The organism is Anabaena sp. CCY 9402-a, from assembly GCF_963920945.1.
GTDB lineage: Bacteria > Cyanobacteriota > Cyanobacteriia > Cyanobacteriales > Nostocaceae > Trichormus > Trichormus minutissimus.
The window spans coordinates 40,821-54,572 of record NZ_CAWUDL010000045.1; the positions used below are offsets into that span (position 1 = coordinate 40,821).

Below are 13,752 nucleotides of genomic sequence, written 5' to 3' on the forward strand. Positions count from 1 at the left end.
TAATATACTGTTGATTTAGTTACTAGATTGATTTGATCAAAGCAGAGTAGGGTTCTGTGATTCACAACAGTCTACAAGCACAGCATAAAAGCTAATACAGATGTGATTAATTTCATCTGCGCTCATGACTAATAGCTGACTACAGGAGTAAGTTAAAAATACCTGTATTTACAATTAAATCTCTGTTTATGCTAACTTTTAAAAAGTTAAATTTTGTAAACTAGTGATGAATTTTCCTCTTCTTTCACCTACTTCTTTCTAGCTTCCAGTCCCTAAACCCCTATCTTTCTCCTGAATCAAAACTAATTTGTTCCGATTCATATGTTGGTGGCTCGACGTGAATTAAAATTCTGACTGGGGTAAAGCGTGTCTCTAGTTGACGTTCTACTTCTTCAGTGATGCGATGAGCCGTTTCTACATCTGGCGCATTGACAATTAAGTGCATTTCAATGAATACTTGACGACCTAAAACGCCGCGTGAGGCGATATCATGACAATTAATTACCCCAGGGACAGAAGTAGCAATGGCGTGGATTGCTTCAGGTGCGATCGCCATTTGATCCACTAACCAAGGTAAACTTTCTTTTAAAACTGACCAACCACTCCAAAAAACCAGCAAAGCCACAGGAAAAGCTAATAAAATATCTAACCATTGATAACCAAACCAAACCCCAATCAAACCACCAATGACTGAGATTGTCACCCAGACATCACTCATGGTATGGGTAGCATCAGCGATTAAAATTTGGCTACCGACGCGCTTACCCACATTGCGCTCATAAAACGCCACAAAGATATTCACACCCAAAACAAGTAGCAGTATCCACAATTCAGGTGCAGAGATTCTCACAGGTGCGCCACCTTTAAAAATACGCTCAATTGCACTTTGGAGAATTTCAAAGCAAGCAATCCCTAGAAACGCAGCGATTCCTAATGCTCCCACAGCTTCAAATTTGTGGTGTCCATAGGGATGCTCGCGATCAGGGTAGGGAGAAGAAAATTGACTAGCAACTAGTCCTAAAATGTTGTTGGCACTATCTGTCACACTATGCAAAGCATCAGCCAATAAACTGAGAGAACCTGTTAAATACCCGACAAAGGCTTTTAATCCCAGCACAAACAAGTTGAGAAATAGGGTAATAATTAAAACTTTTCTTACTTCGGCACGGTTATCGTAAGTCATAGATATTTTTTGACATAAAGCTCTGTGACTTTTAAGTGTACTTTTAATATCAATTTTTAAACACCTATAAATTGTATCAAAGTCTTACGCAGTAACAATTATATATGGCTATAATTGGCAAGTTATAACTATACCTATTGAGATTAATTTGCTTTATGCCCTACTTACATCAATCCCATTTCCCGCAACCCTTGGCGGAGTCTATTTGCTTCTGGGGGGTTGTTTTGCTCATGTAGGAGAATGGCATTTTTAAAAGCGGTGACACTAGCTTGTACATTGCCCACTTTTAACTGTACTACCGCTAAATTTTGATAAGCTTCTGCATATTTGGGTTTGAACCGAATCGCTTTTTGGTAAGCTGCGATCGCATCGATAAACATCCCCAAACCTTTGAATATCATCCCCAAGTTGTAGTAACCAATAGCAAAAGAGGGGTCAATATTTAATGCTGTTTCGTAAGCCTTTTTCGCACCATTGATATCCCCGCTTTCTTTGAGTAAGTTACCAAGATTATTGTATGCGCCTAACTTCAGTATGGGGTAAATAGGTAACTTAATCGCCGCTTGGTAATGAGAAATCGCTTGTTGAGGATTATTCAAACGATTGAAAGCAATGCCTAAATGGTAATATAGTTCGTATAAAATTTCGTAATTTTCCTCATATTTGTTATCCTGGCGAATTATCTGAGCCGAGTTTAGACCCCGTTTTAATAATTCCATCCCTTGGTTAACTTTGCCAGTTTCCACATATAAAGCCCCCAACTTACTGCAAACATAGGGATCATGGGGGTGAGTTGCCAAAAAGCCTTCCATTGTAGCTTGGGCTTTAGCGTGTTTATCATTTTGAGCGATCGCGCTTTTTTGATAACCTGAGTGCAGAATCGCTACCCCTGGTAAATAACCGATTTCCCAATTAGGGTCTTTTTGCAGGATGGCTGAGATACTATCATCGATTAAAGCATGATAGGGACGGTCAAAACGAATATCTGGATGGTTGCGAAACAGACGAGACACCAGAGAATAGGGAGATTGTTCCGCATCGATTTCATGACGCACAAGATTAATTAACAGATATTCATCTTGTGCGATCGCATCCTTAATCTGTGGCACAATTGCTGGTGTCAAAGTCTCATCCGCATCCAAAACTAAAACCCAATCACCAGTGACATATTTTAAAGCTGCATTACGAGCTGCACTAAAGTCATTACACCAGGCAAAATAATGCACCTTCGCACCAAATTCTTGGGCAATCTGAGGCGTGCGATCAATAGAACCTGTATCCACCACTACCATTTCATCTACAATATTTTTAACGCTGCTTAAGCATTGAGGCAATGCTGCCGCTTCGTTTTTTACAATCATACACAGGCTAATAGTCATAAGATAATTGTTATATTATTTACTTAGAAATACAGGTGACAGGGAACAGGTGACAGGTGACAGGAAAGTAGAGGAAGAAGAATCAAACATTTGCGATACTCCCTCACCGCCAAAAATGTATTTTACATTTGAGAAAGCAAGCAGAGTCCTTTTTTTCGGATTTGGTTAAGCATCGCAAATTAGATTATGTGTAAAAATCAAGATTAACGAGTCAGTGAATAAAATTACTTTTAGGGGAAATGGTAAATTTAATGCTGGGTCAGACAGTAGGTGGACGCTACCAAATTCTCACTCAGTTAGGAGGGGGGGGTTTTAGTACAACCTTCATAGCTCAAGATATACAACGGCCGGGGAATCCGCAATGCGTTGTTAAGCATTTTAAACCAATCTCAACCGATCCATACACCTTACAAGAAGCTAAACGGTTGTTTCACTTAGAAGCAGCCACTTTAGAGAAGTTAGGAAAACATGACCAAATTCCCCAATTATTGGCTCACTTTGCAGAAAATGAGGAATTTTACTTAGTTCAGGAACTAATAACTGGTCACGACCTCTCCCAAGAATTACCTCCTCTAAAACAGCCATTGACTGAGGCTGAGGTCATCAAACTTTTAAAAGATATTCTCGAAGTTTTAGCATTTGTACATCAGCAAAATGTAATTCACCGCGATATTAAACCCGCTAATATTCGACGCAGAGATACAGATGGCAAAATAGTATTGATTGACTTTGGAGCAGTTAAACAAATCAGCGTTCAAAAGACTAATATTCAGGGGCAAACAAGCATGACTGTTGCTATTGGTACTCCTGGTTATATGCCTAGTGAACAGGCTAATCAAGTACCAAAATTAAGTAGTGATATCTATGCAGTCGGAATTATTGGTATTCAAGCTTTGACAGACACTAATTTCTCTAATTTTGGCATTCAAGGATTACCAATACACCCTAAGACGGGAGAAATTGATTGGCATAACCAAGCAAAAGTCAGTCCTAAATTAGCCAATGTTTTAGACAAAATGGTACGTTATGATTTTCGTCAACGCTACCAAACAGCCGATGAAGCTTTGCAAGCCATTCAAAAACTACTTCCCAAATCTCCACCCTGGAAAATTTGGATAGGAGTAGGAATCATCGCTGCGATTATTCCTGTGGTTTTACTGTTATTCCAAGGGATAACTCCAAAAGAAAATTTATTAATTTATGAAAATGCCAATGCAGGTGTAAAAATAAAATATCCTCAAGCTTGGGAAAGACAAGATATCCAAAATATTCTCACCCAAGAATTAGTAACATTTTTATCACCGCCAGAAAATGATGCTGATAAATTCCAAGAGAAACTGACAATTAATGTCGGCGACTTTCCCGGAACATTGGATGAATCTAAAGATGTTTTTATTAAAGAAATCCAGAATACTGTATCAGAAGCTAATATTGTAAATACAAGTACGGCTACTCTGGCAAATAAACGCGCAAATCAATTAGTTTTTACTGGTAAAAATGGAAAAAATAGGTTAAAGAATCTGCAAGTTTGGACTTTAAAGGATAATCAAGCATATGTCATTACCTATACAGCAGTGATAGATGATTATGATAAATTTTTGCCAATAGCAGAAAAAATGATTCAATCATTTCAAATTGAATAACAAATTCTGGTTTCTAGAATAATTGTAGGCTTTAGAATAGTAGCGATCGCCTAACTTGAAAAACATCTACAAATTAACTGAACTTAATTTTCATTACACCACTATCTGATGTATTTTATGATTCAAGCATTAAGCAAACAAGTCACATTTGATGAATTTATCGAGTGGCTACCAGAAAACTCAGAGGTACGCTACGAACTGCATGATGGGGTAATTGTTGAAATGCCAAAGCCGACTGGAAAACATTCAAATGTAACTGGATTTCTGATTGAGGAATTAGTTTTAACTATCATCCAAATGGGAAAGCGTGGTATTTGGACAATTCCTAGAGAATCCATTGTCAAACCTACGAGTAAATCTGGCTACAAGCCTGACATTATTGTTTTAGATCAAGACGCTATCAGTAGCGAAACTCGATGGGAACGTGAATCAATTATTGAAAATGCTACAAGCGTGAAGTTGATTGTTGAAGTTGTCAGTACAAATTGGCGTGATGATTATCACAAAAAGCTGGCTGATTATGAGGAAATGGGTATTCCTGAATACTGGATTGTGGACTATGCTGCGTTGGGCGGACGGGCATTTTTGGGCAATCCTAAACAGCCAACTATATCTATTTATGAATTGGTTCAAGGTGAATATCAAGTTAGGCAGTTTAGGCAAGGCGATTCTTTGATATCACCAAGATTCCCCGATTTAAATTTAACTGCTGACCAAATTTTTCAGGTAGGTCAGTGACGCTATCACACTTCTGCAATAATTGGTTATTGATACAAAAACATTTTCCAATCGAGCCATTTTTGATTGAGTTTTAGAGGGTGTTTGAAAAGTCCCCTTTTATGTCATGCTGACGAAGGAAGCATCCCAGTATAACGGTAAAAACGCGGATTCTTCCTTCCGCAAAGCTCCACTCAGAATGACAAATGATACCTGACAAAACTTTTCAAACAGCCTCTTAGACCAGATACACTATTTCATAGTCTAAAACTAACGGAAATAGATCCCCATTCCCTACGGCTGAAGCTTTTTAATTAATTCTAATAACTGTTGATAATCATCGACTTTCCCTTGTTCTAAATTGAGACTAGCAGCTTTTTGTAAATCCGCGATCGCACCTTGTTTGTCTCCCAATTGATAACGAGCAATCCCCCGTCCAGCATAAGCTCCAGCTAGGTTAGGATTGAGCCGCAAAGCTTGGTTAAAATCAATAATTGCTCCCTTCGTGTCTCCCAAATCAAAGCGGGCAATTGCCCGACTGGCGTAGGGTGGGGCTAGGTTGGGATTAATTTTCAAAGCGGTTGTAAAATCTGCGATCGCTCTTTTTTTATCGCCCAATTGATAATAAGATATACCCCGCCCACCGTAGGCTTCGGCATAGTTGGGATTAATTTTTAATGCTTGGTTGAAATCTGCGATCGCTTTTCTGCTATCATCCAGACTATTATGGGCAATGCCTCGGTTATTGTAAGCAATGACATAGTTGGGATTAATTTTTAATGCTCGGTCATAATCTGCGATCGCACTTTTTTTGTCTCCTAAAGCAGAGCGAGCCAGACCCCGGTTGTTGTACGCATCCGCATCTTGGGAATTAATTTTCAAGGCTTGCTCGAAGTCGTCAATTGCGCCGGGGAAGTCTCCCACGTTATAGCGAGCTAGACCCCGATTATTGTAAGCATCGAGATATTTTGGGTTGAGGCGAATTGCTTGATTATAATCGGCGATCGCACCTTTGAAATCTCCTTTGTCGTACTTATCGCCACCTTGAATATAGAAATCGTCTGCTTTCGGTGTCGTGCTTGTAGAAATGCTAGGAGGAACAACACCTACATTTACCCCAGCTTCAATTGACAATCGCAAAAAGGTATTAATGGGAATGCCTAAATTAAAACCTGATTTGACATAAGCAACTGAGGAATTGATATTCGAGGTTTCTATATCCGCTTCATCTCCTCTACCATGAATTCCTACCAATTCACCTTTGTCATTTAATACTGGGCCACCACTCATCCCTGGTAAGGTGACATTGTTGTAGACTAAGGCGTAGCCATCACGTAGAGCTTTAGAAGCATTAGCAGTAATCCGCCCATCAGTGAAATTGTAAATTGTGTTGGAAATTGCTCCTGTCGCTTGGGGGAAACCAGCTACATAAGCTGTACTACCTTCTGCGGCTGCATTGGAGTTGCCGATTGTAGCGATAGTATAACTTTTACTGCTGGTAAACTGCGCCACGGCTAAATCTACATCTGGCAGCTTTTTCACAGTATTGTAATTGAGTTGATAACGTTGCCCATTTGGAGTGACAACTTCATATTTAGCTTGATTGGCTATGACGTGCTGGGCAGTCAAAACTGTGTAAGTATCACCCTCTTTCTTAATAATTACCCCAGTCCCAGAACCATCTTTATGATCAATTAGTACAGTGATTTTCTTAGCTATTTTCGCCACCTCTGCTGAGGATAGTGCTACAGCAATTTGTGGTTGTACTAGAGCAATAGTTACTCCCATGACTGCTGGTGCAAGTACATAATTAAATTTCATCATCTAATATTTATTAATTAAAAGTATTAGTAAATTTACAAAATATCAAAACTTTTCAACCTGGGAAAGACGCTCATGTTCGTAGTAAGCACTTTAGTCCTGATTTTTCTAAGCACTAAAGTGCTTACTACAAACATCTCTATTTCGGCGCGCTGCAAGAACTATTAAACCCAAATGAATCTTGCCAACGTTTGACGTTACTACTACCAATGGGAATGATTTTGGTATCACCATTATCAAAAGTTAAACGCGCCTTAATTTCTTTAGCTGGTGCTGTTCTGAGTAAATTAGCAGCATCAGGACTGATATCAAATAACGTATCGCTCATATACCACGTACTGGAACGTTGGACGTTTCTATTATTCTCGTACACAGTATATGTATAGTTTCCTTGAAATCCTCTGACTTTCATGTTGGGGCTGCGTGTGAGTTGGAGAATTTGCTCGCCAATCCCTAACTCAACCATTTTGGGAGAAATTTCTGTTAATTCAGCTTTACCGTCAGTTGGTGCTGATTGCACAACTAATTTCACAAAACACCCTTCAATTTTGCTTCCCCACAGAGAAACAACGACAAATTTACCAGGACTGGGACTAGCGAAGGGTTCTTTGAAGAGAACTCCTTGAGGATCTTCGCCGTGACGATCAATAACTACTTTACCCAAAGGGGTATTAACTAGAGCGTCTTTAATATCGACAACTTTATCAAAAGGTAAACCATTACCACCCCAACGCATACCATTGACTGAATCTAACTTATCTTCATCAATGGTAGTTTGAGCGATCGCACTATTGGCAGAAAATAATGCTGTCATCACCAGCAAAGTCACAAAACCAGATTTTAAGTATTTTGAAACCATCGAATTTCAACTCAAAGGATTAAAGAAAGTGTCAATTAACAACGTCTACCAGGGCAAACACTAGATCCTGTAGTGCCAGAACCATTGATTGTGGGTGGTCTTCCTGTGATGGGCGTGCTGGGAGATGGGGGCTTGCTGGGAGGTAGTGGAGTTGTTGTCACCACCCCTAAATTTAGACTGTTAGCTACCTGGGAATTGGTGAAGATGTTAATGGGAATGCCCAAATTAAAACCTACCTTCTGACCTTCTTTATCCCGTGCGCCTCGGCCATGAATAGCAACCAACCGCCCATTTTCATCTAAAACAGGGCCTCCACTCATCCCAGGAAAAGTAATATTGTTGTAAATCAGAGCATAACCATCCTGGGGCTTGGCATAAGTCCCCACAATCCGTCCATCAGGAACTAGCACCGTGCGGTTTTCGATACCTTGTACTGGTGTTGGTGCGCCAGACACATACACAGTTGTTCCCTCAATGGCTGCATCTGAATTGCCGAGAGTGGCAACAGTATATTTTTGGCGACTGGTAAACTTTAAGATAGCTAAATCTACCCCTGGCAGACGGGTAATCAGGTTTGGTGTCACTTGATGGGAACTTTGATCTTGAGTCTGGACTGTATAAGTTCCTAGGTCTTCGACAACGTGCCAATTAGTCAGGACAGTGTAAGTATTGTTTTGTTCATGAATAATCACACCAGAACCGAGTTTTGCCCCACTAATCAGGACAGTTACTCTTTTAGCAATATTGCTGACATCTTGAGGTGTTAATGATACCGCAATTTCTAAGGGAAAAACTGCGATCGCTACTCCTAATATTGCTGTTGCTAGCCTACTATCGAGCCTCATAACTTGACCTCTTATCAGCCTTATTTGACATAGCTGGGATCATTTGCACCACCTTATCCATTGGTACAGCCCAACTCAAGCGATTAATCCTCTGATGTAAATTTTCATCTACCTGCAAACCATCAATAAAAACTGATGGTGCATCCCACAGAGGATAGGCGTGCATCCCATTGATACCCACAACCTCACCACGACGATTCAGCAGTGGCCCCCCACTCATGCCTTTTGCTATCTCATTGGTATACCCCACTTGATAACCCCCGTCTAAGGCTTTTTGCAGCACTAGCAACACCTTACCAGTAGTAAACATGAAATCTTTTGCGGTGAGTTCCTCTTGGTCAAAGGGAAAACCAGTAGCAAATACCTCATCTCCCACAACTGGGGAATAACCCAAAGCAGCCACACGATAGTCATCGTTCATACTTTGAAATTGCAATAGAGCTAAATCATGCTTACCAAAACGAACACCCGGCAACAAATTTGCTGGATATATCCGACCGTCTACAGTCTGAATGCGATAAGGGGGTTTTTCTGCTCTTAGTACATGGGCATTGGTCAATACCGTATAAATTTTACCCCTCTTAGTCAGAATAATTCCTGAGCCAAGGAATTCAGTTGACATGACTTTTACGGTTATTCCTTGGGCTTGATGGCGTAATTCTTCTAATGATATTTGACTTACATGAGAAATATTGCTACTAGTAGAAGCCGATTTAGCGCAACCACTCATATCTGCTGATAACAGCATTGATAAACTGCCAATACAGGCAATTACTTTCCAACTGCCCCAAATCATATTAGTTTCAGAATTGATCCCTAGCTGCTGATAGCATTAACTGTGTAGGGGCTTTGAATAACTATCCCCAGTCTCCTGTCCCCTGTCACCTAAGAATTAAGGAATACCAGCTTCAGATGTCGAATTAGTTGGTTCAGAGACAGAATCATCAATTGAGTCAATAGTTGTATTTTGCAGATAAATATCAAAATCGATGTCTACTGCACTACTACCAGCACTTTCATTCAGTGCATTACCAGCAGCCAAACCACGGCGGTCAAATAGCCTACGCACAACCGCGTTAGGATTAACACCACGTTTGAGGGTAAATAACAACGTAGTGTCTGTACACGAACTGTTTTGGTTTACAGCAGCACAAACAACAGGTTCTCCCCTTAATACCCCAGTCTTAATGCGTCTGAGTCTACCGTTATCGTAGTTGATCTGAAATCTGCGTGACACCTCCACACACCGCCGTTGAGCCGTCCAAGGGGGTGGAAAGTAACTACTAACCCAACGAACTATCGGTACTTTCTTTCCGTCTTGGGTGCGAGCAAATGTTATGGGTACGCCTTTGCTCTTTGCACAGTAGAATGTTGTACTTCCAGCATGACTCGGCTGACTTATGCTTATAGTCAACAAAGCTATGGCTAACGTTGTCAAGGATTGACAAAATAACCTTAATTTCATGGTTAGTGCCAGATTTCCTCAAAAATAATAAGTATATTACTGCAAGTGTAAAATTATTTGGTGGCGAATTATAGGTGTTTCTTGCCAAGAATGTTATACATTTACAAAAAATTTATACAATTACACAATTCGGGAGTCAGTGACTTTAACATGGAGTTATTTATAAATCAAATCGGATTCCTATAGCTCAAGTGCGCTAAAAGGTATTGAAAATCTTTACATAAAATTTACCTAGTTTTATATAAAAATTAACCAATAAGTTGTTAACTATTACTTAATTCACTTTTGCTGCAAAATTTGCCCCCCAATCGGCTAGCCTTGACAAGCTTTGGGGGTTATTTAAGTGTGAGTATAGGGGGTCGAGTTTGAATACGATTACTTTCTCACGCGTTATTCACTTAAGCCATGTTATTGACACTAATATTCCCCAATGGCCAGGCGACCCCCCTGTAGAATTTACTCCTGTCGCCGAACTGCAAGATGATGGTTATTATCTACGCTGCTTCTCTTTAGGTGAGCATAGCGGCACTCATATTAATGCTCCTAACAGTTTTTATCAGGCTGGTGTGGGTATTGATAAATACTCTGCTCAGTCTTTAATTGTACGTGCCGTTGTGATAGATATCTGTGCAGTAGCGGCTATAAATCCTGATTATATTCTGACGGTTGCTGATGTTCTAGCTTGGGAGAGAGAACACGGTGAGATTCCCGTTGGTAATATAGTGCTACTGCATACAGGTTGGCAAGCTAAATGGCTTGACAAGAATGCTTTTCTCAACCAGGATACGCAAGGAATTATGCACTTTCCCGGTTTTGGTAGAGATGCTACTGAGTTCTTAGTGAACGAGCGGCGAATTGCTGGGGTAGGCATTGATACACATGGTGTAGACCCAGGGCAGGATCATAGTTTTGCTACTAACCGCCTCGTATTGGCGCAACAAGGTATTGTGTTAGAAAATCTCGCCAATTTAGACCAACTACCACCTCAAGGGACTACCTTAGCTATCGGTGTGATTAGGTTAAGGCGGGGTTCTGGTTCTCCTGTGGGAGTGTTGGCATTAGTCCCTTAATTTTTGTGTCTGTCTTGACTATCTGCCTGCGATTTTCTCTAGTAGACGATAACCTGTAATTCGTAATTCGTAATTGAGAAAATTAGATTTTATTTTGTCTTGTTTGAGAATATTGGTATAGGTAGATGATAACTCCGCTAAAGAGCCAAAATTATATTAATGGTCAGTGGTTGGATGCTAGAGGCGAAAATATCCTGGCTAGTCACAACCCTGCGAATAAAACTGAAGTTGTGGCTACTTTCCCCCGTTCTCAAGCTGAGGATGTAGACCTTGCAGTTGCTGCTGCTAGGCAAGCTTACCGACGTTGGCGGCAAGTTCCAGCCCCAGCTAGGGCAGAATACATCTTTCGCGTCGGGGAATTATTGGGTGAGCATAAGGAAGAATTGGCACAGTTAATTAGTCTGGAAATGGGTAAACCGTTAACTGAGGCTAGGGGTGATGTGCAAGAAGGGATTGACTGTGCTTTTTACACGGCTGGGGAAGGACGGCGACTGTTTGGGCAAACGACACCTTCGGAAATGCCCAACAAGTTTGCTATGACTGTGAGGATGCCGATTGGAGTCTGTGCTTTAATTACTCCCTGGAATTTCCCAATGGCGATTCCTTGCTGGAAAGCAATGCCGGCTTTGGTGTGTGGTAATACGGTAATTCTCAAGCCTGCTGAAGATACCCCCGCCTGTGCTACTAAATTAATTGAAATTTTCGCCGCCGCAGGTTTACCGCCAGGAGTGATTAACTTAGTGCATGGGGTGGGTGAAGAAGTTGGGAAAGCTTTAGTTGAACATCCAGATATTGATTTAGTTTCGTTTACTGGTTCATCAGAAACTGGTGCGTATGTAGGTGCGACTTGCGGACGGACTCACAAACGTGTCTGTTTAGAAATGGGTGGTAAAAATGCCCAGGTGGTGATGGAAGATGCAGATTTAGAGCTGGCCTTAGATGGTGCAGTGTGGGGTGCATTTGGCACAACCGGTCAAAGGTGTACAGCTACCAGCCGCTTGATTTTACATCGTGATATCAAAGAAAAGTTTACGAGGATGCTGTGTGAACGTGCTGGTAAGTTACGTTTGGGTGCTGGTAATGACCCTGAGACAGATATCGGGCCGATAATTAATCACAGACAACTGCAACGGGTAAACGATTATATGAAAGTTGCCCGTGAGGAAGGGGCAGAAATATTAATTGGTGGGGAAATTGCCACGGAAGGGGAGTTAAAACAGGGTTATTTTTTCCAACCTACAGTTTTAGATAACGTCACACCAAATATGCGGGTGGCTCGTGAGGAGATATTTGGCCCTGTGGTGGTATTAATTGAGGTGGGTACATTTGAGGAAGCGATCGCTATCCTGAATGATACCAAATATGGTCTGTCTTCCTCAGTCTATACTCGCGACATCAACCGCGCCTTTGCTGCTATGCGCGATATAGAAGCTGGAATTACTTACATCAACGGCCCTACCATTGGCGCAGAAGTACACTTACCCTTTGGCGGTGTCAAGCAAACAGGTAACGGCCACCGGGAAGCAGGAACGACTGCCTTAGAGGTTTTCACTGAGTGGAAAAGTGTTTATGTTGACTTTTCTGGCAACTTGCAACGCGCCCAAATAGATAATCGTGGATAAAAAATTTCCCCATTTGCAACTTCCCTAAAACCCCGAATTTTCCGGAAATTCGGGGGTATTTTTACTGTAAATCTCATTTTCCAGTCCCCACCCCAAGCAACCCGTTACCAAAACTGCAACCACGGATGAGTTCGCTAGTGATACCCAGTAGAATCAACATTAAAGTTTCAGCAATATCACTGGCGACAATTAAATATTTTACCAACAGAGGGAATTAATATCGGCAGGATAGGGCTGTAACTAATCACTGATTGAGGCTGTGAGGCTAAAGAATGGAGAGGAGTGTAAAGTCTCAAGGGTTATGTTGGTGCTGGCTAGCAAAAGTCACCCGCCACAGTTTAATTTTCTTGCTGAGTGCTGTTTTGCTATCGGAGTCAGTGGGAGCAACCCAGAGAAATCAAAGGTTGCAGATAGCACAGCAACCAGAAAACACAAAACAAGATGCCACTCGCGCTGCTGCGGACAAACTGACACAAGAGGGGTTGAAACTTTATCAACAAGGGACAGCAGAATCACTGCGACAGGCAAGAGAGAAATGGTTGGAAGCCTTAAAACTGTGGCAGCAAATTGATGATAAAACTTGGCAAGCCGTTACCCTTCTTGGTATTGGACGTGTCTACTCCTCATTAGGAGAAAAGCAAGAAGCCCTCAAATACTACAACCAAGCCCTACCCCTATACCGGGCAGTGGAGGACAGGAGAGGAGAAGCTACCACCCTCAACAATATTGGCTTAGTCTACTACTCATTAGGAGAAAAGCAAGAAGCCCTCAAATACTACAACCAAGCCCTACCCCTAAGACGGGCAGTGGAGGACAGGAGAGGGGAAGCCACCACCCTCAACAATATTGGCGGTGTCTACGACTCATTAGGAGAAAAGCAAGAGGCACTCAAATACTACAACCAAGCCTTACCCCTAACACGGGCAGTGGGGGACAGGGAAGGGGAAGCCGCCACCCTCAACAATATTGGCTTAGTCTACTCCTCATTAGGAGAAAAGCAAGAGGCACTCAAATACTACAATCAAGCCCTACCCCTATTCCGGGTAGTGGAGGACAGGGAAGGGGAAGCCACCACCCTCAACAATATTGGCGGTGTCTACGACTCATTAGGAGAAAAGCAAGAGGCACTCAAATACTACAACCAAGCC

The 13,752-nt window shown here is 41.5% G+C and carries 12 protein-coding genes; 5 read left to right on the top strand and 7 right to left on the bottom strand.

The window, feature by feature from the left end:
- Positions 1-280 precede the first annotated feature (280 nt).
- The gene (locus ACM0OR_RS17295) at positions 281-1,183 is read right to left on the bottom strand and encodes a cation diffusion facilitator family transporter (RefSeq protein ID WP_323268175.1); all 903 of its coding nucleotides are present in this window, start codon (positions 1,181-1,183) and stop codon (positions 281-283) included.
- 164 nt (positions 1,184-1,347) lie between these two features.
- On the bottom strand, positions 1,348-2,562 hold the full coding sequence (locus tag ACM0OR_RS17300) for a glycosyltransferase (RefSeq protein WP_414577662.1): 1,215 nt from the start codon (positions 2,560-2,562) through the stop codon (positions 1,348-1,350).
- A gap of 239 nt (positions 2,563-2,801) precedes the next feature.
- Between ACM0OR_RS17300 and ACM0OR_RS17305 the strand changes: the two genes are divergently transcribed.
- On the top strand, positions 2,802-4,205 hold the full coding sequence (locus ACM0OR_RS17305; RefSeq protein WP_414577664.1) for a protein kinase domain-containing protein: 1,404 nt from the start codon (positions 2,802-2,804) through the stop codon (positions 4,203-4,205).
- 117 nt (positions 4,206-4,322) lie between these two features.
- Positions 4,323-4,943 carry a Uma2 family endonuclease gene (locus tag ACM0OR_RS17310; protein ID WP_414577666.1) on the top strand — a complete coding sequence of 207 codons (621 nt, stop codon included), beginning with the start codon at positions 4,323-4,325 and terminating at the stop codon, positions 4,941-4,943.
- 273 nt (positions 4,944-5,216) lie between these two features.
- On the opposite strand, the gene ACM0OR_RS17315 is transcribed toward ACM0OR_RS17310, so the two are convergent.
- From ACM0OR_RS17315 to ACM0OR_RS17335, 5 genes are all read right to left on the bottom strand, one after another.
- A complete protein-coding gene (locus ACM0OR_RS17315) occupies positions 5,217-6,746 on the bottom strand; it encodes a tetratricopeptide repeat-containing serine protease family protein (protein ID WP_414577668.1) in 1,530 nt (509 codons plus the stop codon).
- A 136-nt stretch (positions 6,747-6,882) separates the two neighbouring features.
- Positions 6,883-7,602, bottom strand: a complete 720-nt coding sequence (locus tag ACM0OR_RS17320) for a hypothetical protein (protein WP_414577670.1) — start codon at positions 7,600-7,602, stop codon at positions 6,883-6,885.
- Between the two features lie 35 nt (positions 7,603-7,637).
- The gene (locus tag ACM0OR_RS17325; protein ID WP_414577671.1) at positions 7,638-8,447 is read right to left on the bottom strand and encodes a S1 family peptidase; all 810 of its coding nucleotides are present in this window, start codon (positions 8,445-8,447) and stop codon (positions 7,638-7,640) included.
- The gene (locus ACM0OR_RS17330; protein WP_414577673.1) at positions 8,434-9,243 is read right to left on the bottom strand and encodes a S1 family peptidase; all 810 of its coding nucleotides are present in this window, start codon (positions 9,241-9,243) and stop codon (positions 8,434-8,436) included. Before ACM0OR_RS17330 ends, ACM0OR_RS17325 begins: the two co-directional genes overlap by 14 nt.
- Positions 9,244-9,339: 96 nt before the next feature.
- The gene (locus ACM0OR_RS17335) at positions 9,340-9,912 is read right to left on the bottom strand and encodes a COP23 domain-containing protein (RefSeq protein ID WP_323268168.1); all 573 of its coding nucleotides are present in this window, start codon (positions 9,910-9,912) and stop codon (positions 9,340-9,342) included.
- A 365-nt stretch (positions 9,913-10,277) separates the two neighbouring features.
- Between ACM0OR_RS17335 and ACM0OR_RS17340 the strand changes: the two genes are divergently transcribed.
- From ACM0OR_RS17340 to ACM0OR_RS17350, 3 genes are all read left to right on the top strand, one after another.
- The gene (locus ACM0OR_RS17340; protein ID WP_414577675.1) at positions 10,278-10,982 is read left to right on the top strand and encodes a cyclase family protein; all 705 of its coding nucleotides are present in this window, start codon (positions 10,278-10,280) and stop codon (positions 10,980-10,982) included.
- Between the two features lie 125 nt (positions 10,983-11,107).
- Positions 11,108-12,604: an aldehyde dehydrogenase family protein gene (locus ACM0OR_RS17345; RefSeq protein ID WP_414577677.1), complete on the top strand. Its 1,497-nt coding sequence runs from the start codon at positions 11,108-11,110 to the stop codon at positions 12,602-12,604.
- 272 nt (positions 12,605-12,876) lie between these two features.
- On the top strand, positions 12,877-13,752 hold an 876-nt coding region (locus tag ACM0OR_RS17350; protein ID WP_414577678.1), incomplete at its 3' end, for a tetratricopeptide repeat protein.

What these genes read in the sequence shown, in the direction of transcription:
- ACM0OR_RS17300 (WP_414577662.1), bottom strand. Translation starts at nt 2,562, where the DNA reads ATGACTATTAGCCTGTGTATGATTGTAAAAAACGAAGCGGCAGCATTG.
- ACM0OR_RS17330 (WP_414577673.1), bottom strand. Translation starts at nt 9,243, where the DNA reads ATGATTTGGGGCAGTTGGAAAGTAATTGCCTGTATTGGCAGTTTATCA.
- ACM0OR_RS17325 (WP_414577671.1), bottom strand. Translation starts at nt 8,447, where the DNA reads ATGAGGCTCGATAGTAGGCTAGCAACAGCAATATTAGGAGTAGCGATC.
- ACM0OR_RS17335 (WP_323268168.1), bottom strand. Translation starts at nt 9,912, where the DNA reads ATGAAATTAAGGTTATTTTGTCAATCCTTGACAACGTTAGCCATAGCT.
- ACM0OR_RS17315 (WP_414577668.1), bottom strand. Translation starts at nt 6,746, where the DNA reads ATGATGAAATTTAATTATGTACTTGCACCAGCAGTCATGGGAGTAACT.
- ACM0OR_RS17345 (WP_414577677.1), top strand. Translation starts at nt 11,108, where the DNA reads ATGATAACTCCGCTAAAGAGCCAAAATTATATTAATGGTCAGTGGTTG.
- ACM0OR_RS17310 (WP_414577666.1), top strand. Translation starts at nt 4,323, where the DNA reads ATGATTCAAGCATTAAGCAAACAAGTCACATTTGATGAATTTATCGAG.
- ACM0OR_RS17305 (WP_414577664.1), top strand. Translation starts at nt 2,802, where the DNA reads ATGGTAAATTTAATGCTGGGTCAGACAGTAGGTGGACGCTACCAAATT.
- ACM0OR_RS17320 (WP_414577670.1), bottom strand. Translation starts at nt 7,602, where the DNA reads ATGGTTTCAAAATACTTAAAATCTGGTTTTGTGACTTTGCTGGTGATG.
- ACM0OR_RS17295 (WP_323268175.1), bottom strand. Translation starts at nt 1,183, where the DNA reads ATGACTTACGATAACCGTGCCGAAGTAAGAAAAGTTTTAATTATTACC.